Raw genomic sequence first — 22300 nt, forward strand, 5'->3', positions numbered from 1 at the left:
ACCCCTACCCGCCCCTCCCTTACAGGAGGGGAGGAAGCAAGATGACCCAACCGCCCCGTTTCGCCTTCACCATCCACGCCACCGACGGCAAAGCCCGCACCGGCGAAATCGCGATGCGCCGGGGCACGATCCGCACGCCCGCCTTCATGCCGGTCGCACAGCTGCCACCGTCAAGGGCGTGAAACCAGCCGACGTCCGCGCCGCCGGTGCCGATATCATCCTTGGCAATACCTATCATCTGATGCTCCGCCCCGGGGCCGAGCGCGTGGCGCGCTTGGGCGGGCTGCACGGCTTCATGGGCTGGGATCGCCCGATCCTGACCGATAGCGGCGGCTATCAGGTGATGAGCCTCAGCGACCTGACCAAGCGCGACGAGAATGGCGTGACCTTCAAGTCGCATCTCGACGGCACCCGCCACACGCTCAGCCCCGAACGCTCGATCGAAATCCAGCGGCTGCTCGGATCGGACATCGTGATGGCGTTTGACGAACTGGTGCCGACCACGTCGCCCCCCGAAGTGCAATCCGCCGCAATGGCGCGCTCGATGCGCTGGGCCAAGCGCAGCCGCGATGCCTTCGACAGCGGCGGTGCCCATGCCGAAAATGCGGCGATCTTCGGCATCCAGCAAGGCGCGCTAGACCAGACACTGCGCGGCGACAGTGCGGCGGCGCTGATCGACATCGGCTTCGACGGATACGCCGTCGGTGGCCTCGCGGTTGGCGAGGGACAGGAGGCGATGTTCGGCTGCCTTGATTTCGCGCCCGGCCAATTGCCCGCCGACAAGCCGCGCTATCTGATGGGCGTGGGCAAGCCGACCGATATCGTCGGCGCGGTCGAACGTGGCATCGACATGTTCGATTGCGTGCTGCCGACGCGCTCCGGCCGCACCGGCCAGGCATTCACCCGCAACGGGCCGATCAACATCCGCAACGCGAAGTTCGCCGAGGACACCGGCCCACTCGATCCGACCTGCGCCTGCCCGGTCTGTGCGACCTGGAGCCGTGCGTATCTGCATCATCTGGTCCGGTCGGGGGGAAATGCTCGGCGCGATGTTGATGACAGAGCACAATCTTTGGTTCTATCAGTCGCTGATGGCCGATCTGCGCCGCGCGATCGCCGAAGGACGGCTCAAATCCTTCGCCGATACGTTCCGGCAGGAGTATCGAAGCCAGAGCGAGAGGGACCAATGAGCGAAATCAACGAAATCGAAGCTGCCGCCCGCGACCATAAGCGCGTGCGTGATGCGGCCGAAGCCAAATCTGAAAAAGGCGGCAATTGGCCGGTCACCCCGATTGCGATCGGCGTTGGTGTCGGGTCCGCAGCTTTGGCGGCGGTGTTGCTCTACGTAAATCGGGATCGCAAGAAGTAGCGGGGCGGTTTCGCGCCCGCGCCGAGAGCGCGGGAATACCAGCAAAGTGTGCCATCCGATTGACACAGCGCCGGGTCGCGCGACACAGTGGCGGCACCCGGCATCCTCTTGTCTCTCGGAGTTTCCCAAATGCGCTTGTTCCGTGCCACCCTCTTAGTGGGTGCCGCCCTGCTGCCGCTGACATCCGTCGCCGCCAAGCCTACGCCCCCCGCATCCGCCCCCGCGATCAAGCCGATTGGCTTCACCGAACGCACGCTCGCCAACGGCCTTCGCGTCTATGCCATCCGCGACACGTCGACGCCCAACGTCTCGGTGCAAGTGTGGTACGATGTCGGCTCAAAGGATGACCCGGCCGGTCGCTCGGGCTTTGCGCACATGTTCGAACATCTCATGTTCAAGGCGACGCGGAATCTGGTCTCGGAGCAGATGGACCGGCTGACCGAGGATGTCGGCGGTAACAACAACGCCTCAACCAATGACGACTATACCGAATATCACGAGACGATCCCGGCCAACCACTTGCAGCGCCTGCTGTTCGCAGAGGCCGACCGGATGGCCGCGCTCGTCGTCGAGCCGAAGAGCTTCGCCTCCGAACGCGACGTGGTGAAGGAGGAACTGCGCCAAAACACCAATGCGCGGCCTTACGGCAAGCTGTTCTCACTCTATTTCCCGGCGATTTCTTACACCCGCCATCCTTATGCACGCGGCACGATCGGCAGCCTCGACAACCTGCAAAGTGCGCAAATCGATGACGTGCGCGCGTTCCACGCGACCTATTACCGGCCCGACAATGCCGTGCTGGTGGTCTCCGGCAATTTCGATCCCAAGCAGCTCGACGCCTGGGTCGACCAGTATTTCGCCGGGATCAAGCGCCCCACCCACCCCGATCCCGCGCGTGACGGTGACCGAGCCCGAGCGCACCTCGGCCACGCACTATGTCGTGCGTGAGGCCAATACGCCGCTGCCTGCGGTGATGATCAGCTACCCGATCCCCGCCGACAGCGACCCCGACAATGCCGCGCTGACGGTGCTCAACGCGGTCCTGTCGCAGGGTGAAAGCTCGCGGCTGTATGAGACGCTGGTCTATCGCGACCAGCTCGCGCAGAGCGCCGAAAGCGTGCTCGATTCCAAACAGGGGCCGGGCAATCTCGCGGTGTTCGCGATCCTGGCCGGAGGCAAGAAGGCCGCAGACGGCGAAACCGCGTTGCGCCGCGAAGTCGCCCGTTTGCGCAACACGCCCGTCAGCGCTGCCGAACTGGCCGAGGCCAAGAACGAAATCCTGACCGCTGCGCTTGAATCGCGCGAAACCGCCGAGGGCAAGGGGCGCACGATTGCCTCCTCGGTGATCATCGATCGCGACCCGCGCGCCGCCGACCGGCAACTCGCCGCGATCGGTCAGGTCACCGCCGCCGATATCCAGCGCGTTGCGGCCAAATATCTGCGCGACGAACGCTCGGCGACGATCCAGTATCTGCCCGAGGACAAGACCATCGCTGCGCCACAGAACGACCGGATCGAAGTCGCCGATACCGTCGTGGTCAAGCCGCTGGTTGTGCCGGGCACGGTTGAGGTGGTGACGCCAGCGAGCGCGGCCGAGCGGATCGCCCCGCCACCGGCTGGCCCCGCCATCGCGGCGAGCGCGCTGCCCCGCAGGAATTCAAGCTCGCCAACGGGCTGCGCGTGGTGGTGGTCGAAAAGCATGATCTCCCCCTGCTGAGCGCCTTGCTGATCGCGCAGGGCGGCGGCGCGGCGGATCCGGCCGATCGCGCCGGATTGGGCAGCCTCACCGCCGACTTGATGACCAAGGGCACCAAGACGCGCTCGGCCACCGAAATCGCGCGGCAAATCGAATCGCTCGGCGGGTCGATTTCGAGCGATGCGAGCTTCGACGGATCGAGCGTGACCGTAACCGTGAAATCCGACCAGGCCGCGCCTGCGCTCGCCATCCTGGCCGATGTGGCGCGCAATCCGGTGTTCGCATCCGAGGAAATCGAACGGGCACGGGCGCAGGCGATCGACGGTGTGCAGGTCGCGATCAAGAATCCGAGCCAGCTTGCCGGGCTCGTCGCCGCGCGGGCCGCGCTTGGCGATACCGAATATGGCCATCCGCTGTCGGGCACGCCGAACTCGCTCAAGGCGATTACCCAGGCCGACATCCGCCGCGCCTATGCCGAGGCCTGGCACCCGGACGCAGCACGCTGGTGCTGGTCGGTGACGTGACCCCGGCGCAAGCGAAGACCTTGGCGGAGAGCAATTTCGCCAATTGGACCGCACCCGCCGCGCCACCGGAAGCGGTCACGCCGGTCGCCGCCTATCCCAAACCACGCGTGATCGTCGTCGATATGCCCGGCTCGGGCCAGGCGGGCGTGGTCGTCGCACGCCCGGGCCTCGCGCGCACAGACGCAGCCTATTATCCGGCGGCGGTCGCCAATACCGTGCTGGGCGGCGGCTTCTCTTCGCGGCTCAATCAGGAAATCCGCATCAAGCGCGGGCTGGCCTATGGCGCGGGCAGCAGCCTGCAAGCCGGACGCGATCCCGGTGCCATCGCCGCGCGCACTTCGACCAAGAACCCCAGCGCACCGGAGACGGTGTCGATCATCCTCGCCGAAATGAAGCGGCTGGGCGCGGAACCCGTCACCGCTGCCGAACTCGAAACCCGCAAGGCGGTGCTCGTCGGCAATTTCGGGCGCGCGACCGAGACCACTGGCGGGATTGCAGGGACGATCGGCAGCTATACCGTGCAGGGCGTGCCCCTGAGCGAGCTGGGGCGCTATACCCAGCGCGTCGCGGCGGTCGATCCGGCAGCGGTGCAGGCAGCGGCGGCAAAGCTGCTCGACCCAAGCGTGGCGAGCATCGTCGTGGTCGGCGACGCCAAGCTGTTCCTGCCCGAACTGCGCAAGACCTATCCCGACGCGGAAGTGATCGCGGCGGATGCGCTGAAGCTCGACAGCGCTTCGCTCAAATAGGGTCCGCGCGGCGAAACCCTTGCATTAACCAACAAGTGTTTCGCCGCGGGACGCCGCAAAATCGGTGGCATCGCGGGGCTCCGAGATCGGGTATGGGCGACGCGTGCGCGTGTGGACGATCCTCGGTTGGTTACAGACTCGGCGGCTGAGCAAGCTCGGCCTCGTCGGCCTGTGCGCGCTGATGCTGGCAGGCGTGTCGGCACACGCCGCCTTGCGCGCGATCGTCGATCAGCAGGCCAAGGCGTCCCGCAACGCCGCGCCGCCGACCGGGTATGAAGCCGAGGATCATTTCCCCGGTTCTGCCTATTTCTACACGGCCGATGAGGCACCCGTCCCGGCGCGCGGTGCGACCGGCACGATCGCGCTGCCAGACCTGCCCTTGCCCCCCCGGCGCAGCGACGCTGGCCCCCGACGGGTCAATCCATCCCGCAGCCCCCTTCTCGCTCGCTTATGCCAGCGCGACCGATCGCGGGCGGGCGCTACAATGCCTGACCACCGCCATTTACTATGAAGCCGCGACCGAGCCCGATGCCGGGCAGCGGGCAGTCGCGCAGGTCATCCTCAACCGCGTGCGCCATCCCGCCTTTCCGGCGACAGTGTGCGGGGTGGTGTTTCAGGGGTCCGATCATGCCGGATGCCAGTTCAGCTTCGCCTGTGACGGGTCGCTGCAACGCGGGACACCTGGCAAGGCGGCGTGGCTGCGCGCGCTGAACGTCGCCGCCGCTGCGCTGGGGGGCCATGTCATGGCGCAGGTCGGGATGGCGACGCACTACCATACCTATGCCGTCACGCCGGCGTGGAACCGCAGCCTGGTGATGACGGCGGCGATCGGCGCACATTTCTTTCACCGCTGGCAAGGCTGGTGGGGCACGCCTGCCGCGTTCCGCCAGAGCTACGTCGGGGGTGAGCCGGTGCCGGGACCGCTGGCGCGGATCACCCCGACGCCCGTCATCGCCGCTGCGCCTCCTCCCCCAGCCGCCCCGAAGACGGCGAGCGCCGCGATCCAGCCCGCCTATGCGCAAGCGAGCCTGCCAGTCGCACCTCGCCCTGCCGCCGATACGCTGCCAGGCGACTCGCAAATCCTCGACCGCTGGAAGGATTCGGGCAAGCCGCTGCGCTAGCTCCGCGTCACCCCGGCCTTGTGCCGGGGTCTACCATGGTCTTCCTCCAACACCTGCAGGATTTGCCGCCCGGTGGCCCCCGGGACGAGCCCGGGGTGACGAAATTGGCGCGGTCCTTTCGCCTTACTTCCCTGCCCCCAGATATTTGTCGAACCACGCCAGCGTGCGCCGCCGCACATCGGCGGCGTTGACCGGATTGCGGATGCCGTGGCCCTCTTCGGGGTAGATCACCAGGCTGGTCGGCACGCCCATATCGTGCAGCCCGTGCCAATATTCGATCGACTGCGTCGGCGGCACCTCAATGTCGCGTTCGCCGACATAGATGAAGGTCGGGGTGTGCGCCTGCTTGATGAAATTGACCGCCGAGACATCCTCATACGCCTTGCGGTCGTCGTACATCGTCTTGCCGAAGAACGGCAGCATCCACTGATCGATGCCGTTGGTGCCATAATAGCTCACCCAATTGCTGAGACCCGCGCCCGCGACGATCGCCTTGAAGCGATTGGTCTGGGTGTTGGCCCACATCGACATGAAGCCGCCATAGCTGCCGCCCGTCAGGCCCAGACGGGCATCATCGACCGGCGCGACCTTCTCGACCGCGTCGATCCCGGTCAGGATATCGCGCAAGTCGCCCCCACCGAAATCCCGCTTGTTGGCGGCGGTGAACGCCTCGCCCTGGCCATAGCTGCCGCGCGGATTGGGCAGGAAGATGTAATAGCCCGCCGCCAGCAGATCGCCAAAGCCCCCGCCAAAATAGGGAACGTTCGCGGAGGATGGCCCGCCATGCACGATCGTGACCATCGGGGCTTTCTTGACCGGGTCGGCCCCAAGTGGCGCGAGCAGCCAGCCCTGGACGGTGAAACCGTCATTTTTCCACGTAATGCTGCGCGCGGTCATCGCCGCGGGGACAGCATCATTGTCATGGGTGATCTGGACCGGTGCTGTGACCGGCCCGGCAAAGATCGCCGGGGCATGCGTGAAGTCCTGCGCGACGGTGGCGACGGTCAGCCCATCCGCACTGAACGCGGCCTTGGCATCGCCCGCGGCGAGACTGGCGGGGCGGCTCCAGCCGAGACCGTCGGCGCGTTCCCCGGCAAAGGTGAACAGACCCATCCGGTCGCCGCTGAGCGCGGTGCCGCGGATAAACCGATCCTTCCACACCAGCGACGTAACCGTCAGCGTGCTGTGCGGCATAAGATTTTGCGGCTCGCCACCGGCGAAGGGCACGGTCCACACATCGCCGCCGACCGCGCCGAAATCGCTCATCAGCCCGCCAATATAGGCGACTGTCTTGCCATCGGGGGAAACGCGCGGGAAGTTGAGCTGCGTCGTCGGCTTGGCGATCGTGCGGACCGCGCCCGTTTTCGCGTCCACCGCATCGAGCGTCGCCACCCACCAATTGTTATCGCCATTGCCCAGCGCCGAGGTGACCACGAACCCCTTGCTGTCGGGCGTCCAGTCATATTCATAGATATAGCGATCGGCCGGCGACACCGGCTTCACCGCCTCCGCCGAGACCGGCGCGCCCGACACGTCGAACACCGCGATCCGCTGCTCGTCGCTCTTTTCGCCAATTTCGCCGATCTGGCGCACCCCGGCTTGCGCCGCGCCCGCTTCCTTGGCCGCACCGATTGTCACCAGCACCGCCAGCCGCGTCCCGTCGGGCGAGAAGCGCGGGGTTTGCGCGATGCCGCTGATCGTTGCCACGGTGCGCGCCTTGCCGTCGTGATCGAGCGCAAGCGTGACCGTGCCCGCCTTGCGATCGCGCGCGAGCCAGGCGAGGCTGCCATCGGGCGCGAAGGTCAAGCCAGACAGGCCGCAGGCACTGGCGCACGGATCGAAGCTGCGCTGGACCTTGCCGGTCTTGGCGCTGCGCAGCGTGATCGTGCTTTTACCCGTCGCATCGCTTTCGACCGTCGCAATCGTGTCGCCCTTTGCCGACAGCGCGAGGCTGCCATAGCCGTGGACCGGTGCCGCGAGCGCGGGCGTGGCGACAGCGGAAAGCAGAAGGGCGAACACAGTGAGGCGCATGAAAGGAAAGCTCCGTCGAGGTGATGGAGCGGTGTAGCACGGTGCTGCGGCGGGGCAACTGCTCGCGCTTCTTCTTCCGCACCATCCAAGCGCACCCGATACTCAAACCCCTCCCCTCCCTGACAGGGAGCGGAGGGGAAGGGAAAAACAAGCGCCCACTATTTCTCCAGCCCCTTGGCCTTCCCCCACGACCGCGCCGCCGTGTACCCAAGATAGCCCGTGCCGAAGAGCGCATAAAGCGGCTCCGGGATACCATTCAGATACGCATTCATCCCCGCCGCGATGTCCCTGGCCATTTGCGGTTGCGCAGCCGCGATCAGGCCCATCGGGATCGCCCACAGCAAGAGCGTATACATAACGTAGAGAAAGCTCGGCCGTGCGCGACTGGTCCAGGGATCGGCGCTTTGCGCTTCGGCCAGGATCGCCGAGATCTGCGTTTTGACCTGCTCCATCTCTTGCGTGCCCTGCAGCGTGAGCAATTTGAGCTTGGCCTCGTCGCGCGCCTTGGGGTCGGGGATGATCTTGTCGATGATGCTGGTGATGGGGCCGATCAGGCCGTCGAGAAGTCCCATGATCTCACTCCTGTTGAAGGTCGGAAGTCCACAAAGTCCACGCTACGTCCCCCCAGTTTCGGGGTTCACGCGGGTTAACCAATGCGGTTGGCGAGCCACCCGTAGAGAAAGGCTTCATTGGCCAGGCGGCGCTCGGCAAGCGCGACATAGCGTTCGCCTTGCAACGCCTCGATTGCCTTGAGCAGCACCGCCTCGCCGCCTGCCCCGCGCCGCTTGAGAAAGGCCGCAAGCGCAGCGAGCGTCACCGCGCCGATACGCCCGTCGACGGGCATGTCAGGGTAATCGGTGGCCCCGCGATTGAGCGCGTTGAGGGCGCGTTGCAGGAAGGCGGCTGCGACCGCCGGCCCCATATTGACGCCGCTGTCGAACAGTTCAGCGGCCAGACGCGGCGCTCCCTCGGCGACGGCGTCGAAGCGCGGTGCCTCCCAATAGAGCCGCCGATACAGCGCCCGCGCCCGTTCGAGCGGAAAGCTGCGCATCGGCCCGTCATAGCCGTTCGCGCGCGCCACGGCGGCGGTAATCCCAAACCGTGTCTCACCGCCGCGATCAGCGGGATGGTTGACGTATCCCCCTTCGCGATCCAGCACGGCGTCGATCAAGCTGTCTATGGTCATGGCCACCTCCTGGCATAAGGAGGTAACCTATTTGGTTTTTGTAGGACAGCCACTGCTCCTCCCCTCCCTTCCAGGGAGGGGAGAAGATGACGCCTCGCTTAAGGCTTCCCCGCGCCCACTTGCGCCAGCAACACATCCACCGCTGCGCGCAACTGCGCATCCTCGCCCGTGGCGGTCTCGCCCAAAGGCCGTTCCACCGCCAGGTCAACCGGGCGCGGGTGCATTTCCATGTCCTGCCCGCGCCCATCCTGAATCCGCGTGCTGGGGGTGCGCACCGAAGATCCATCGATCAGCGGCTCAGCCCCGGTAAAGATGATCCAGCCCGCCGTCGGTTGCCCAACGACCTTGCCCAGCCCGAGCGAGCGATAGCCCTCGGTAAAATCCTCCGCATCGGACAGCGAGGATTCATTGGTGACGAGCACGGTCGGTTTGCCGAGCGCACGCTGCCCCAGCGCCTGGCGCCCCGGCAACGAAAACAGGTCGCGCGGCGTCATCGTCAGATAGTTGCGCCGTGCGAACACGTCGATCGCATAGCCGTTGATGAAGCCGCCATTGTTGTTGCGGATATCGACCACCACGCCCTGCTTGCCCTGATTTTCGGCATCGAGATCAAGATAGAGCTGGTCGAGCGATTCAGACGACATATCGGCAATGTGGACATAGCCGAGCTTGCCACCCGACAATCGCTCGACCAGCGCGCGGCGATCATCGACCCATTGGCGGTAGGCGAGCCCAGCGGCGCTCCCCGCCGATACCGGGCGCACCACCACCTCGCGACGACCATTCGCGCCCTCGACACCCAGCCGCACGCGGCGGCCGACGGTGTTTTCCAGCAGCGCATCGAGATTGTCGTGCGCGCCGACCGCGACACCGCCGACGCTGACGATGCGCTCGCCCGGCACGATCTTCTCGGTCGCGGCGGGGCTGAGCGTCACCACTTCGCGCACGACGAGCCCGCGCCCGGCCTCGTAGGCGGAACGATCGAACCGCAAGCCGAGATCGCCGACGCGGCCCGATGGCAGCGTCCCCGGCCCCATGAAGGGCCGGTTGATGCCGGTGTGCGAGGCGTTGAGTTCGCCGATCATCAGGCCGATGATCCGGCGCAGTTCGTCGGGCGTGCGCGCGCCTGCGACATAAGGCTGGAAGCGCGCGCGCAGCGCCGTCCAATCATGACCATTAAACCCAGCATCGAAGAATTTGCGGTTGAGGATGCTCCACGCCTCATCAAACACGACTTGCTTTTCGCTTGCGAAGTCGATGTCCATATCGGCGGCGATGTTGATCGGCTTGGGCTTGGGGGAATCGATCGGCGTCGAGATCACGCGCCCACCGTCCAGGTAGAACAGCGTCTTGCCGTCCCCCGACAGCGCGAAATCGCCCTTGGGACGATCGCTCTGCGTCAGTTGCTGTGCGACCGGGGGCTCGTCGGCGAGTTCGTCGAGAGTGTAGCTGTAGAGATTGGCTCGGCCCTTTTCGGATGCGCGAAACACCAGTGTCTTGCCATCGGTGCTGATCACAGGTGTGTCCGCGCTGAGCCCCAGCGGCAGGATCGTCGCGCGCCCGCGCAGGCCCTGCCACACGATGGCGACGGGTGGGGCCTTGGGCGCGAGCGGCAGCGCGGCACCTTTCTTGGCCGCGACCGGGAGCGGCTTTGGCCTGGCGGGCGCGGGGCTATCGGCCGGAGCGTCGGGCGTACCGGGCTGTTTGCCCGGCTTGAACAGGTCGCTGAACTTGTCCTCGCGGAACTTGGGCACGTGCGGCAGCAGATCGACGCGGACGATGCGCGAGTCTTCGCTGCGCTGTGCGGTGTCGAACAGGATGTACTTGCCGTCGGGCGACCAGGCGATGCCGCCCATTTCGCCATTGCCGAGGAAGCTCACCGGGCGCGCCGCACCGCCCGCAGCCGGAACTACATGCACGTTCACGAAGGACCGCGCATCGCGCAACGGGAAGGCGACATATTGCCCATCGGGCGACCAGGTCGGGCGCGGCCCCTCGCGCCCGTCGGTGGCGATTGCACCGGTGAATAGCGTGCGATCGGTGCCACCTGTGCCCAGCGTGACCAGGTGCAGCTCACGGTCGTTGAGCACATAGGCCACCGACTTGCCGTCCGGGGCGTAGCTCGGCACCGAAGCAATGCCGCGCGTGGTCAGCATCGTCTCGCGACCGCTGGCGACATCATATTCGACCAAGGCATGGTCGAGCCCGCGCTCGGAAATGACCAAGGCGCGGCGGCTGTCGGGCGACCACACCACTTCCCGCTCGGCCCCCGGCGTATTGGTGATGCGCTGCGCCGGGCCGCCATCCTTGGCCGGGGCGGCGAAGACTTCGCCGTGTCCGATCACCGCAACCTTCTGCCCGTCGCCCGATACGGCCAAGCGGCTGAAGCTCTGCAATTGTTCATGGCGGCGCGGTGTCGCGCTGGCCGCCCCGCGCAGCGTGATCGGCACTGCGCTCGTCTGGCTGGTCGCGGGATCATAGCGCCACACGCCGAAATCGCGCTCGAACACGATCGCCGATCCATTCGCCGCCATCGACGGGTAGAGTAGCCGACCATCGGCGAAGTGCGTCAGTTGTTCGGGGGCAGCCCCCTCGCCCAGCCCGACGCGCCACAGATTTTCGGTGCCGCCGCGCGCGCTCATATAGACGATGCTCTGGCCATCACGGCTCCACATCGGCCAGGCGTGCTTCTCCCCGCCGGGCAACAGACGGCGATACGCGCCACCCTCGGCCACGGGCTTCAACCACAGCTCGGTCTCATCGATATGCGAGGTGCCATTGCGCCACCATTGGCTGCCGCTCAGTCCCCGCGCGTTGATCGCCAGCGTGGTGCCGTCGGGCGAGGGTGCGGCCTGGAACTCGGCGAGATATTTCTCGCGGCTGACCTGCATCGGCGTGCCGCCCGAGGCTGGCACCCGGTAGATATCCGCTTGTCGCCCGACATCGGCAACGCCAGAGGCGAAATAGAGATACTTTCCATCGGGCGACCAGGCATCGAGTTCTTCAGCCGATTCCGCATAGGTCAACCGCGTCACCGCGCCGCTGGCGAGATCGAGCACGTACAGATTCTGGCTGCCGCCACGGGTCGAGGTGAAGGCGAGCCGGGTGCCATCCGGCGAATAAAGCGGGCGTCCCTCGGTCGCGGCATCGGTCACAAGCGGACGCGCGGTGCCGCCGGTCGCCGCCACTTCCCAGATGTCGCCGCCCGAGGCGAAGGCGATCAGGCTACCATCGGGCGACAGGCTCGGTTCGGCAAAGGCCGCTTTGGCCGCAACCGCTTGCGCCGTCGCAGGCAGCGACGCGAGTGTGGTCGACGCGAGCAACGTCGCCGTGGCGAGTGCAAGGCCCCGGAAGATCATAGAAGCACGCCTCAAAATTATAGGAATTTGCTTGTCGCTATTTGCCAGCAACAAAGCGTAAAACAGTGTTCATCACAAGCGCCGTCTGGCATGTTAGTCTCGGCTTAACCGAAGAGGTTCAACAGGGCCGCAATGGACCCTATCACTCTCCCGGCATATTCTCCCGTGGTGCCCGTCCGCCGACCCCATAATGCTGCGCTGGCGCTGTTTGCTGGGCTCATCCTATTATTGGCATGGGGGTGGCGTCGCGATATCGCGCGGTAACGGTTATGTCGCGCCCTTGTGGTTGGCCAACGCCGTCCTTGCCGCGACCATCCTGCGGTCAGGCTGGCGCAACGCCTGGTATTGGGTCGCCACAGCCTTCGCGGCCTTGTGCCTTGCCGCCATCTTGAACGGGGATCCGCCGTTATTTTCGCCCGTGCTCGCCGCAATCAATTGTGCCGAAGCGATGGGCGGAAGTTGGCTGCTGATGCGGTGGCAGAAGCACGCACCCGATATGGCCGACTTCCGCGACCTGCTGCGCTTCGCGCTCTGGTGCTGCTGCATCGCACCGGCCTTGTCGGGGGTGGTGGCAACGTTCTGGCTGCATCCGCACGACCTTTTGCTTGGCTTGTCGATTTGGCGATATTGGTTTTTCGCCGATAGCCTGGGCATGTTGATCGGTGGACCGATCGCGTTGATCGCGATCGACACATGGAGCCAGCGCCGCGCCATTACCCGAGAGCGCACATTGGAGATCGCGGCGATCTTGGCAGCCAATGCCGTGGTGGCCGCGATCGTCTTTCTGCAACCCGCCTATCCGATGTTCTTCGTTTCCCTGCCGTTGATCATTCTGGCCTCGTTCCGGCTGGGCGTTCCCGGGGCTGCGGCCGCGATCACGGTGGTCGGGATCATCGGGACGGTGGGAACGCTGTCGGGCCTCGGCCCGGCGTATATGATCGGCGGAACGCTGGCGACGCGCGTCCATCTGCTGCAACTGTTCCTGGCCGCGTGTTTCGCGATCAGCCTGCCTTTCGCAGCCGCGATCGCGGGACGCGAGCGCATTCGCCTGGAGTTGAAGCGCAGCCGTGACTTTTCGGAAACCCTCGTTTCCTCAATGCAGGAAATCGTGTTTCGAACCGATGCCGAGCGGCGCTGGATCTTTCTCAACCCCGCCTGGGAAACGATCACCGGCTACAGTGTCGCGGAAAGTCTAGGGCGATCGACAACCGAATATCTGTTGCCCGAAGACCGCGCCCAAGGCGACATACGCTTCAGAAAGATCATCAGCGGCGAGGTGACCGAGGCAACCCTGCGGCAACGCTTCTTCAATGCCGCTGGCGAATGCCGCCATATCGAGACCATGCTGCGCCGCCTCGCCGAGCCGGACGGCAGTTTCGCCGGGACGATCGGTACCATTCGCGATATTACAGAGACGGTTGCGACACAGCACGCCCTGACCGAGAGCGAAGCGCGCTTCCGGCGCCTGGCAGAAACCGCTCCCGTCGGAATTTTCCGCGCAGGTGCCACGGGCGGGCTGACCTATGTCAACCGCGCTTGGGCCGACAAGGTCGGGCTAAGCATGGAGGATGCGCTGGGCAACGGCTGGATGCGCGCTCTGGTCGACCCAACACCCTTTCTGGAACAGCCCGCCTGGGAAGACTTCAAACCGGGCGACGTGCGGGTCCGCGACAACGCCTTTCGGGGTTCGGATGGACGGGAATTGTGGTTCCAGACCGTCAACAGCCCTGAATTTGACGAAAATGGCGTGCTGACCGGCTTTATCGGCGCGATCATCGACATCACCGAGCAACGGCAATCACGGATTGCGCTCGCCGAGAGCAAGCGCTTGTTCGAAACGCTCGCCGACCTTTCGCCCGCTGGTATTTTCCGCACCGATACCGAGGGGCGTGTCACCTATGTCAATCGCGCCTGGATGGAATTTGCCGGGCTGAGCTACGAACAATCGATGGGTTATGGCTGGAGCAAGGCGATCCATCCCGACGACCTGGCACGCGTTTCCAAGACCTGGAACGAAGCGGTGGGCGGTGCCCAAAAAGTCCGCATGGATTTTCGTTTCCTGCGCGACGGAGTCGAGCGCTGGGTCGAGGTGCTCGCCGTCAATGAATATGACTCCGAAGGCAAGCGGATCGGCTTCCTCGGCGTCGACATCGATATCACCGAACGAAAGGCCGCAGAAGCAGCCCTCGCCGCGAGCGAGGAACAGTTGCGCCTGCTCGCCGAAAACGCGACCGACGCTGTGTTCCGCCTGTCGTTGGACGGGGTGTGCCTCTATGCGTCGCCATCGTTCCAGCACATGCTCGGAATCGATCCACAAAGACTGATCGGCCAAAATATCCTCGTCCGTTTTCATGCCGAGGATTCGGATGCCGTCATGGCGACACACCGGGCCCTGGCGGCAGGAGAAATGGAGCGATCGGTTACGACCTTTCGGTGGGAATCGATCGAGCACAAAGGAAAATGGTTCTGGCTGGAGGCCAATAGTGGGTTGGTGCGCGACCCCGAGACGCACCAGCCACTCGAAATCATCAGCTCGATCCGCGACATCACCGTGCGCAAACAGCTCGAATTCGACCTCGATTCGGCACGGCGCCATGCCGAGGTCGCCGCCCAGGCGAAATCGAGCTTCCTGGCCAATATGAGCCACGAAATCCGTACGCCAATGAACGGTGTGCTTGGCTTTACGGATTTGCTGCTCGCGGAAGACCCGCGCCCCGACCAGCAACAAAAGCTGCAGATGATCGCCGAATCGGGGACCGCGATGATGCGGTTGCTCAACGACATTCTCGATTTGTCGAAGATCGAGGCCGGGCATGTCACGCTGGCGCACGATCGGGTCGACCTGCGCCATCTCGCCCGAAGTTGCGCCAAACTGATCCTGCCGATCGCCATGCGCAGCGGGCTGGAATTGCAGACGGAAATCGCCGACGATGTTCCCAATATGGTGATCGGCGATGGGCTGCGGCTGCGCCAGATTATCCTGAACTTGCTCGGTAATGCCGCAAAATTCACCGAACACGGCGCAATCACGCTCAGCGTCGCGATGGTAGATGGCGATGTCGCCATTTCGGTCGGTGACACGGGCATCGGCATCGCGCCGGACCGCCAGGCCGCGATTTTCGGAGAGTTCGTCCAGGAAGACAGCTCGACCGAGCGCCGATATGGCGGCACTGGGCTCGGCCTCTCGATCTCGTCGAAATTGGCCAAATTGATGCAGGGGTCGCTGTCATTGTTCAGCGCGGTGGGGATCGGAACGACGATCACCTTGCGTGTTCCCCTGCCGGTGGCCCCCCCTAATGCGCCGGCGATCAAGCCCACCCCCGGCCGCGACCTTGCCGCCCGTGCCCGGCGCACGCGTGCTGGTGGCGGAAGATCACGAGGTCAACCAGCTTCTCATAAAGGCAATGTTGACACGACTCGGTTATGATCCGGTCATTGCGCGCGGCGGTATCGAGGCCATTGCGATGGTGCAGGATGCCGCGACACACGGGAATCCGTTTGGATTGGTACTGATGGACATGCAAATGCCGGACATTGACGGACTGGTCGCGACGCAACGCATCCGTCAAGGCGGCATAGCGCCCACCACCTTGCCGATCATCGCACTGACCGCAAATGCCTATGCCAGCGACATCGAGGCCTGCCGCGCGGCCGGCATGCAAGACCATCTGGCCAAGCCCGTCCGCCTCAGCGCGCTTGACCATGCCGTGCGGCGCTGGGCGATACCGCCAACGGGTGTGCCAACCGAAGCACCGCTTCCCGCAAGCGCGGATCCCGAACTGATTGCGCAGTTCGAAGCGCGTGTGCAGCGAACCTTCACCGCGCTCGACATTGCGTTGGGGGAAAACGGAGGGCCTACTACCGACCCGAAACGGGCGATCGATGACGTGCAGGAGGCTTTACACCTGCTGGCGGGCACGGCGGCTTTCTTCGGTAAAGCAGACCTGGGCACCATCGCAGCCGATCTCGACGAGCAGCTCGGTGCCGGGCATCATATCGGCACCGCGGCGTTTCTGCAGGCTGCACGAGCGCAATTGCGGGCTGCTGCTGCCGAGAGCGTGTAAGATGGCGACGATTGTCATGGTCGACGATGACGAGCTGCTATGCGCCATCGTTGCCCGTACGCTGGCACCGCTCGGCCACACGGTGGTCGCAGTCCGCGACGGGGATGATGCGGTGGACGTGTTGTGGGAATGCGGCCCCGATCTGGCGATTCTGGATTGCGCTTTGCCAGGCAAGACCGGCCTCGCCATTCTCCGCGAAATCCGCCAGTCCGCGATGTTCCAGACGTTGCCGGTGTTGATCCTGACGGCGCGGCGCAGCGAATGGCATGCGAAGCTCGCCATGGAGGCGGGTGCCAATGACTATGTCCGCAAACCCTTCAATCCGGGCGCGTTGATCGACAAGATCGAACAGTTGCTGGCGACCCCACCGCCGCCCACCGATGGCGCATCGCTGATCGACATGGCGCGCCTGGCGGATTTGCGCGCTGCCGTCGGCTATGCCCAGGCCGACACGCTCCTCGCGATGATGGCGACCGACATTGTCGAGCGCGCCAACCGGATCGCCACACTGCTAGCCGAAGAGGACTTTCGGCGCGCGGTCACCCAGGCCCATGCGCTCCGCGGCGCGGCAGACGGGATTGGCGCGCTCGATCTCGCCCAGCAGTGCCGCGCGATCGAGCAGGAGACCGAACGCAGCGGAGGCCCGATTGTCGCGTGCGCGACTGCGACCGTCGCCGCAATCGACCAGGCGCGCCGTCACGCAGCGACGTCTAGCGCCTGAAGCGCCAAGATCGCCTGCGTCCTGTTGGTGACGCGCAGTTTCTTGAAAATCTGCGCGAAATGCGTCTTCACGGTGGTTTCGGCGATGCCCAGCTCATACGCGATTTGCTTGTTCTGGCTGCCATCGGCGGCGGCGCGCAGCACGCGGAATTGCGCCGGCGACAATTCTCCAATCAACGACGGCGTCTCGACCGGATCGCTACCTTCCAGCATTTCCGGGGGAAACGAGGTTTCGCCCGACAGCAATGCCGCGATCGCCTTTACCATCGCGGACATCGGCTCGCTTTTGGGAATAAAGCCACTGGCCCCTTCCTGCGCCGCGCGCCGCATCAAGGCGGGCTGATCGCTGCTGGTGACGATTGCGATTCTCGCGTGCGGCTGCAAGCGCCGCAACATCAGCAAACCGGCCAAACCCTGTACATCCGGCAAACCAAGATCGAGGAGGATCAGGTCGAATTTGCGCTCCTGCGCCAAAGCAGTTGCGTCGGAAATCGTCCCGACCTGGTCGATAGCGATTTCGGGCTCGACTTGCTGGGCGGCCATTCCCAAGGCGGTGGCACACATCGGATGATCATCCGCGATCAAGATCGTTCGAGCCAAGCTCTGTCTCCCCCTGCTTCATCGCCTTTCGCGGCGGCCGCTAACCCGCACCGCACCGGCAGACGACCTCTGCCGTCGAAAAATACTACGGAACTTCAAGACATTCAAACGATGTTAGCGTAATTTTTAATAGTACGTCAGTCCGCATATTACGGATTGACGACGGATGAAATTTATTTGCTGCTATGGTAGCCGTTGCCAGTGAGCGGCCTTTCAACACGATGGCGTACCCGCGACCAGCGGTCGATCGCCCTGGCGTTTACGGTCGTCTTGCTCGTCGCCGTAGCGCACGGCCTGCTCTTCTGGCCGGGGATCCTCACCTGGGACGCAATTCGGCAATACGGTCAGGCCCTTAGCGGTCGATATGACGATTGGCATCCGCCCGCCATGAGCTGGCTGTGGCGGCAATTTCGGGTGTTCGGCTCCGGCCCGGCACCGATGCTCGTGCTCCAGCTTGCCCTGTATTGGAGCGGAACCGCATTGTGGCTGCGTGCAACACGGCGCGATCACCGCCGTGCTGCGCTGGTTATCGCCGTGCTGGCCTTGTCACCCGTAATGTTGGTGCTGATCGGCACGGTATTGAAAGACAGCCTGTTCGCCGGTGCGCTGCTGCTGGCAAGCGGCCTGATTGCGGCCGCACGACCGGGCGAGCGCTGGGGCAGGAGCATCGCCGCGATCGTGCTGGTGGCAGCGGCGACGCTGCGCTTCAACGCCGTGCCTGCATGCCTGCCGCTGCTCGTGCTGACGGCCCCAGCGACCTGGCGACGGTCGCTGCCGCGCCTGGCCATGACCAGCGTGCTCGCCGCAATCCCGCTGGCCCTGGCACTGCCGCTCGCCAATGCCGCGCTCCACGCCGAGCGCAGCGGGGTCGAGCTGTCGCTGGTTATTTACGATCTCGGCGGGATCGGGCGCTTCAGCGGTGCCGCCATGTTTCCAGCGGTCGAGGTCGACGACCCGGTTGCGGTCAATGCCCAATGCTACACACCGGTATCGTGGGATCGCTATGCCTGGTGGGGAGCCGATCCGTGCGCGATCGGCTTCACCACGCTGCGCACCCCGCTCAGGGCCGGGCACGGCCCTTATGCCTGGTGGGCGAAGGCCGTGCTGGCACATCCGCTGGCTTATGCCGAGCATCGCCTCGCGCATTTCAACAGCAATTCGCGGTTCCTCGTTCACGATGCCGATTTGCCGGGGTTGTCGCTTGCGTCGGATCCCAATCCGTGGGGCTTCACGCTCGCCCCCAATGCCGCGCGCGATGCGGTGGCGACGGCGGCGCAGGCGTTGCTGCGAACGCCGTTCGGCTGGCCGATCTGCTGGCTCGCGCTCGGGGTCGGCCTGCTGGTGCTACGGCCAGCGGTGCGGACACTCGACCCAGCGGCGGCGATGGCCTGGTCGGCGGTGCTGTACGGCTTCAACTATCTGCCGCTGAGCGTGGCGTCCGAAGTGCGCTACCATCTATGGACAATCGCCGCCATCGGCATCGCCGCCGCGCTGACGCTCCCCCGCGCCGACGTACGCGCGCTACCGCGCTGGCGGTGGGTGCTGGCGGGCGTGCCGTTGGTGGTGGTGGTGCTGGGCGGGGTGGTGGCGCGGCTCTAACGAGCACTGGGCAACCGCTTTGCAAGGGAGGAATCTCTGGTCGGGGCGACAGGATTCGAACCTGCGACCCCCACACCCCCAGTGTGATGCGCTACCAGGCTGCGCTACGCCCCGACCGAGGGAGGCGCGTCTAGGCTGGCGCGCGCCGCGATGCAAGCCACTTCCGCGTGAACACCCGTTATTGCTTGATCTGGCCGAGCGGCAGCAGGCGTTTGGCCAGCGCCTGGATCAATTTGGCGTCCCCGCCCTGCACCACCACCGCCAGTTGCACGGCGTGGCGCTGCAGGATTCGGTCCAGCGGAGTCGGCGTGCTGCCCTTCGCGGCGCGCGCGAGCAAAGCGGCGGCCCCGGCATCGGTGCCGTCGATGGCGAGTCGCAGCAGCCCTTCCAGCGCGGGGAACAGCGCGCGGTCGCCGCCAAGCGCGATCGCGCGGTCGAGCGACTCAAGGCCGTCGGCCTTGCGCGCGCCCAGCGCACCGCGCGCCATCAGCGTGCCGAGCGACACGACGGCATTGAGGTGCCACGCGCCACATGCCGCCTGCGCCTCGGCATCGCGCGGGTTGCGGCGGACGATCGCCTCGAACTGATCGCGCGCGGACAGCGCGTCGGCGCGGTTGCGGGTGAGCTTGGCGCGATAGCTCGTCGCCATTGCCAGCGTCATCAGCGCCTCGGCATCGGTCGGCGCACGCGCCAGCGTCACCCGCGCCGCCGCTTCGACGCTGGCGATCTGCGCCAGCGCCACCGCCTTGTCCCGCGCGAAAAACGCCATCTGAGTCAGCGCCTCGCGCCCGTTGGGCGCTTGCGCGAAGGCCGGTGTTGCGAACGGTGTCGATACCAGAACGGTAGCAGCCAGGAACAGTCTCATGGCAATCCTCCCTCGCGCGGCGGGGCGCGCTATTCTCCGCGCAGCGTCCTCCAGAACGTGCCGTCCCATGCCTTCACGCTGAAATCAACGATTCCGAAATCACCGAGCGCGCGACCGAAGGCCGTCTGGTGCGGTGCCTCGCCATGCGCGCCCAGCGCCTCGACCGAGGCCCAGCGTTCGGAAATATGCAACAGGTCTGGATCGGCGACATCGACGGCGAAGGCGTAGAGTTCACAGCCCTCTTCTGCGCGGACCTTTTCGACATGTGCCGCGAGCAACTCGGTCATCTTTGCCAGATCGCCCGGTACGGTCTTGATATGGCCCATTACGATGATCGTCATATGTCTGTCTCCAACCCGCATGTTGCGTGAACGCACACTAGATGATAGCGCCCGCCGCTTGTAACGAGGTCGCAAGATCTCGCCATCCCCGCATGCCAAGATGCGCAGGCGGGTCCAGCTTTACCAAGGTAGCCCATGTTCGCCACCCCCGCCTTCGCCCAGACCGCCGGTGCCGCTGCGCAGCCCGATGGCTTTCTCCCGATGATCGTCAGCTTCGCGCCGTTGCTGCTCGTGTTCGTCGTGTTCTACTTCCTCATCCTGCGCCCGCAGCAAGCCCGCGCCAAGGCGCAGGCCGCCGCGATCAACGCGGTCAAGAAGGGCGATTCGGTCATCACCGCGGGCGGCGTGCTCGGCAAGGTGACCAAGGTCGAGGACAAGGTGGTCGAGGTCGAGATCGCGCCGACGCTGAAGATCAAGGTCGTCAAGGCGACGCTGGCCGAGGTGACCCCGCTCGGCACCGCCAAGCCCGCGAACGACTGATCCGATGCTGGATTTCCCGCGCTGGAAGGTCGCTTCGATCCTGGGCCTGCTCGCTTGCCTGATGGCGTTGGCGATCCCCAGTTTCCTGCCCGACTCGGTGACCAATAGCTGGGGGCGCTTCCCCCACCCGAAGGTCAACCTCGGTCTCGATCTGGCGGGCGGCAGCTATTTGCTGCTTGAGGCCGACACCAAGGAACTGGTCAAGAACCGGCTCGAGGCGAAGCGCGAGGAAATCCTCAACGACATGAACAGCGCGACGCCGCCGATCCAGATCGGCGACATCGCGACCGACGGCGGCAAGCTGAGCTTCCTGCTGCGCGACGTCCGCCAGCTCGATGCCGCGCGCGAATTGCTGAACAAGCATATCGGCGGCGCGGGGATGACCGGGCAGCGCGACTGGGATCTGAGCGTCATCGACGGACAGCGCATCGTGATGACGCCGACCCAGGCCGGCATCACACAGGCCGTCAACGATGCGATGGCAACCGCCACCGATGTGGTGCGCACGCGTATCGACAAGCTCGGCACCAAGGAGCCGACCATCGTCCGCCAGGGCACCGACCGCATCGTGGTGCAGGTGCCGGGGTTGAAGGACCCCAAGGCGCTGAAGGATTTGCTCGGCAAGACCGCCAAGCTCGAATTCAAGATGGTCGACGACACGCCCTATGTGCCGGGCGGGATCGTCCCCGCAGGCAGCCAGGTACTGCCGTATCCCGAAGGCGGACCGCAGGCAAAGATCCTGGTCAAGCGCAAGGCGATCCTGACCGGCGACCAGTTGCTGAGCGCAAGCCAGGGCTTCAAGCAGGATTCGACCGAGCCGATCGTCAATTTCGGTTTCAATTCGGATGGCGGTCGCATCTTCGCACGGATCACGCAGGACAATACGGGCAAGGCCTTCGCCGTGATCGTCGATGGCCAGGTGATTTCCGCGCCGCGCATCAACACGCCAATTCTGGGTGGCTCGGGCTATATCGAAGGCCGCTTCACCGTCGAATCCGCCAACAACCTGGCGATCGCGCTCAGCTCGGGCAAATTGCCGATCACGCTGAAGGTGATCGAGGAGCATAGCGTCGGTTCGGATCTCGGCACCGACTCGATCCACGCCGGCATCCTGGCGTCGAGCATCGCTGTCGCGCTGGTCGTGGTGTTCATGATCGTCACTTACGGTCGCTTCGGTTTCTATGCCGACTACGCCGTGGTCATCAACGTGATGGTCATCATGGGCGTGCTGGCGTTGCTCAACGGCACGCTGACGCTGCCGGGCATTGCCGGCTTCGTGCTGACGATCGGCACCGCAGTCGACGCGAACGTGCTGATCAACGAGCGCATCCGCGAGGAACGCCGCCGCGGCCGCAGCGTGATCCAGTCGGTCGAACTGGGATACAAGGAAGCGAGCCGCACGATCTTCGAGGCGAACGCAACCCATGCGATTTCGGGCCTGATCATGCTGTTGCTCGGCTCGGGCCCGGTCAAGGGGTTCGCGGTCGTGCTGCTGATCGGCATCGTCACGTCGGTGTTCACCGCCGTCACCTTCACGCGGATGCTGGTCGTGTTGTGGATTCGCAAGAATCGCCCGACCGAAATCAATATTTGATCGGC

At 65.0% G+C, this 22300-nt stretch carries 20 protein-coding genes, 1 tRNA gene and 1 pseudogene; 13 read left to right on the top strand and 9 right to left on the bottom strand.

What is annotated here, in order from left to right:
- Positions 1-41: 41 nt before the first annotated feature.
- The 6 genes and pseudogenes from tgt (at position 42) to NW75_RS26555 (ending at position 4335) form a co-directional block, all read left to right on the top strand.
- Positions 42-1190 (top strand): annotated as a pseudogene (gene tgt / locus NW75_RS12615) (tRNA guanosine(34) transglycosylase Tgt).
- Complete coding sequence (locus tag NW75_RS12620) at positions 1187-1369, top strand: hypothetical protein (protein ID WP_033965556.1); 183 nt, start codon at positions 1187-1189, stop codon at positions 1367-1369. The pseudogene tgt and the gene NW75_RS12620 overlap by 4 nt, the downstream one beginning before the upstream one ends.
- A 129-nt stretch (positions 1370-1498) precedes the next feature.
- The gene (locus tag NW75_RS27380; protein ID WP_269430327.1) at positions 1499-2317 is read left to right on the top strand and encodes a M16 family metallopeptidase; all 819 of its coding nucleotides are present in this window, start codon (positions 1499-1501) and stop codon (positions 2315-2317) included.
- Entirely contained in the window at positions 2265-3086 is an 822-nt protein-coding gene (locus NW75_RS27385) for a M16 family metallopeptidase (RefSeq protein ID WP_269430328.1), read from the top strand. Before NW75_RS27380 ends, NW75_RS27385 begins: the two co-directional genes overlap by 53 nt.
- Complete coding sequence (locus NW75_RS26550; RefSeq protein WP_231565186.1) at positions 3053-3589, top strand: M16 family metallopeptidase; 537 nt, start codon at positions 3053-3055, stop codon at positions 3587-3589. Before NW75_RS27385 ends, NW75_RS26550 begins: the two co-directional genes overlap by 34 nt.
- Positions 3571-4335 (top strand): M16 family metallopeptidase, encoded by a 765-nt coding sequence (locus NW75_RS26555; RefSeq protein ID WP_231565187.1) that lies wholly within the window; start codon positions 3571-3573, stop codon positions 4333-4335. Before NW75_RS26550 ends, NW75_RS26555 begins: the two co-directional genes overlap by 19 nt.
- A 130-nt stretch (positions 4336-4465) precedes the next feature.
- Here the strand turns inward: NW75_RS26555 and NW75_RS26560 are convergent, their stop codons facing one another.
- Positions 4466-4624 (bottom strand): hypothetical protein, encoded by a 159-nt coding sequence (locus NW75_RS26560; RefSeq protein WP_231565188.1) that lies wholly within the window; start codon positions 4622-4624, stop codon positions 4466-4468.
- A gap of 31 nt (positions 4625-4655) precedes the next feature.
- Here NW75_RS26560 and NW75_RS12635 point away from each other — a divergent pair, with 31 nt between their 5' ends.
- Entirely contained in the window at positions 4656-5456 is an 801-nt protein-coding gene (locus NW75_RS12635) for a cell wall hydrolase (protein WP_231565189.1), read from the top strand.
- Between the two features lie 123 nt (positions 5457-5579).
- Here the strand turns inward: NW75_RS12635 and NW75_RS12640 are convergent, their stop codons facing one another.
- From NW75_RS12640 to NW75_RS12655, 4 genes are all read right to left on the bottom strand, one after another.
- Positions 5580-7487, bottom strand: coding sequence for an alpha/beta hydrolase family protein (locus NW75_RS12640; protein WP_033965558.1), 1908 nt, complete (start codon positions 7485-7487; stop codon positions 5580-5582).
- Between the two features lie 158 nt (positions 7488-7645).
- Positions 7646-8059, bottom strand: a complete 414-nt coding sequence (locus NW75_RS12645) for a holin family protein (protein ID WP_033965559.1) — start codon at positions 8057-8059, stop codon at positions 7646-7648.
- Positions 8060-8133: 74 nt separating this feature from the next.
- Positions 8134-8673, bottom strand: coding sequence for a glycoside hydrolase family 108 protein (locus NW75_RS12650; RefSeq protein ID WP_033965560.1), 540 nt, complete (start codon positions 8671-8673; stop codon positions 8134-8136).
- Between the two features lie 98 nt (positions 8674-8771).
- Positions 8772-12032 (bottom strand): S41 family peptidase, encoded by a 3261-nt coding sequence (locus NW75_RS12655; protein WP_033965561.1) that lies wholly within the window; start codon positions 12030-12032, stop codon positions 8772-8774.
- 190 nt (positions 12033-12222) lie between these two features.
- On the opposite strand from NW75_RS12655, the gene NW75_RS12660 reads away from it, so the two are divergent.
- The 3 genes from NW75_RS12660 to NW75_RS12665 are packed head-to-tail and all read left to right on the top strand — an operon-like array spanning position 12223 to position 16817.
- Positions 12223-15459, top strand: coding sequence for a PAS domain S-box protein (locus tag NW75_RS12660; protein ID WP_052192385.1), 3237 nt, complete (start codon positions 12223-12225; stop codon positions 15457-15459).
- The gene (locus tag NW75_RS26565) at positions 15437-16096 is read left to right on the top strand and encodes a response regulator (protein WP_052192386.1); all 660 of its coding nucleotides are present in this window, start codon (positions 15437-15439) and stop codon (positions 16094-16096) included. The genes NW75_RS12660 and NW75_RS26565 overlap by 23 nt, the downstream gene beginning before the upstream one ends.
- Before the next feature lies 1 nt (position 16097).
- On the top strand, positions 16098-16817 hold the full coding sequence (locus tag NW75_RS12665) for a response regulator transcription factor (RefSeq protein ID WP_033965562.1): 720 nt from the start codon (positions 16098-16100) through the stop codon (positions 16815-16817).
- Here the strand turns inward: NW75_RS12665 and NW75_RS12670 are convergent.
- Positions 16793-17416: a response regulator transcription factor gene (locus NW75_RS12670; protein WP_033965563.1), complete on the bottom strand. Its 624-nt coding sequence runs from the start codon at positions 17414-17416 to the stop codon at positions 16793-16795. The genes NW75_RS12665 and NW75_RS12670 overlap by 25 nt on opposite strands.
- A 201-nt stretch (positions 17417-17617) precedes the next feature.
- Here NW75_RS12670 and NW75_RS12675 point away from each other — a divergent pair, with 201 nt between their 5' ends.
- Positions 17618-19015 carry a hypothetical protein gene (locus NW75_RS12675; protein ID WP_231565190.1) on the top strand — a complete coding sequence of 466 codons (1398 nt, stop codon included), beginning with the start codon at positions 17618-17620 and terminating at the stop codon, positions 19013-19015.
- Between the two features lie 37 nt (positions 19016-19052).
- Here the strand turns inward: NW75_RS12675 and NW75_RS12680 are convergent.
- The 3 genes from NW75_RS12680 to NW75_RS12690 form a co-directional block, all read right to left on the bottom strand.
- Positions 19053-19129, bottom strand: a tRNA-Pro gene (locus NW75_RS12680).
- A 64-nt stretch (positions 19130-19193) separates the two neighbouring features.
- Positions 19194-19880, bottom strand: coding sequence for a hypothetical protein (locus NW75_RS12685; protein WP_033965564.1), 687 nt, complete (start codon positions 19878-19880; stop codon positions 19194-19196).
- Positions 19881-19909: 29 nt separating this feature from the next.
- A complete protein-coding gene (locus NW75_RS12690; protein ID WP_033965565.1) occupies positions 19910-20221 on the bottom strand; it encodes a putative quinol monooxygenase in 312 nt (103 codons plus the stop codon).
- Positions 20222-20356: 135 nt separating this feature from the next.
- Here NW75_RS12690 and yajC point away from each other — a divergent pair, with 135 nt between their 5' ends.
- A complete protein-coding gene (gene yajC, locus NW75_RS12695) occupies positions 20357-20701 on the top strand; it encodes a preprotein translocase subunit YajC (protein ID WP_033965566.1) in 345 nt (114 codons plus the stop codon).
- A gap of 4 nt (positions 20702-20705) precedes the next feature.
- Positions 20706-22295: a protein translocase subunit SecD gene (gene secD, locus NW75_RS12700; protein ID WP_033965567.1), complete on the top strand. Its 1590-nt coding sequence runs from the start codon at positions 20706-20708 to the stop codon at positions 22293-22295.
- The last annotated feature ends 5 nt before the right edge of the window (positions 22296-22300 follow it).

This window comes from Sphingomonas sp. Ant H11, from assembly GCF_000797515.1.
Taxonomy (GTDB): domain Bacteria; phylum Pseudomonadota; class Alphaproteobacteria; order Sphingomonadales; family Sphingomonadaceae; genus Sphingomonas.

Excerpts from the sequence above, each read along its gene's own strand:
- NW75_RS12620 (WP_033965556.1), top strand. The coding sequence starts at position 1,187 with ATGAGCGAAATCAACGAAATCGAAGCTGCCGCCCGCGACCATAAGCGC.
- NW75_RS27380 (WP_269430327.1), top strand. The coding sequence starts at position 1,499 with ATGCGCTTGTTCCGTGCCACCCTCTTAGTGGGTGCCGCCCTGCTGCCG.
- NW75_RS26560 (WP_231565188.1), bottom strand. The coding sequence starts at position 4,624 with ATGATCCTCGGCTTCATACCCGGTCGGCGGCGCGGCGTTGCGGGACGC.
- NW75_RS12635 (WP_231565189.1), top strand. The coding sequence starts at position 4,656 with ATGAGGCACCCGTCCCGGCGCGCGGTGCGACCGGCACGATCGCGCTGC.
- NW75_RS12640 (WP_033965558.1), bottom strand. The coding sequence starts at position 7,487 with ATGCGCCTCACTGTGTTCGCCCTTCTGCTTTCCGCTGTCGCCACGCCC.
- NW75_RS12645 (WP_033965559.1), bottom strand. The coding sequence starts at position 8,059 with ATGGGACTTCTCGACGGCCTGATCGGCCCCATCACCAGCATCATCGAC.
- NW75_RS12650 (WP_033965560.1), bottom strand. The coding sequence starts at position 8,673 with ATGACCATAGACAGCTTGATCGACGCCGTGCTGGATCGCGAAGGGGGA.
- NW75_RS12655 (WP_033965561.1), bottom strand. The coding sequence starts at position 12,032 with ATGATCTTCCGGGGCCTTGCACTCGCCACGGCGACGTTGCTCGCGTCG.
- NW75_RS12660 (WP_052192385.1), top strand. The coding sequence starts at position 12,223 with ATGCTGCGCTGGCGCTGTTTGCTGGGCTCATCCTATTATTGGCATGGG.
- NW75_RS26565 (WP_052192386.1), top strand. The coding sequence starts at position 15,437 with ATGTTGACACGACTCGGTTATGATCCGGTCATTGCGCGCGGCGGTATC.
- NW75_RS12665 (WP_033965562.1), top strand. The coding sequence starts at position 16,098 with ATGGCGACGATTGTCATGGTCGACGATGACGAGCTGCTATGCGCCATC.
- NW75_RS12685 (WP_033965564.1), bottom strand. The coding sequence starts at position 19,880 with ATGAGACTGTTCCTGGCTGCTACCGTTCTGGTATCGACACCGTTCGCA.
- NW75_RS12690 (WP_033965565.1), bottom strand. The coding sequence starts at position 20,221 with ATGACGATCATCGTAATGGGCCATATCAAGACCGTACCGGGCGATCTG.
- yajC (WP_033965566.1), top strand. The coding sequence starts at position 20,357 with ATGTTCGCCACCCCCGCCTTCGCCCAGACCGCCGGTGCCGCTGCGCAG.
- secD (WP_033965567.1), top strand. The coding sequence starts at position 20,706 with ATGCTGGATTTCCCGCGCTGGAAGGTCGCTTCGATCCTGGGCCTGCTC.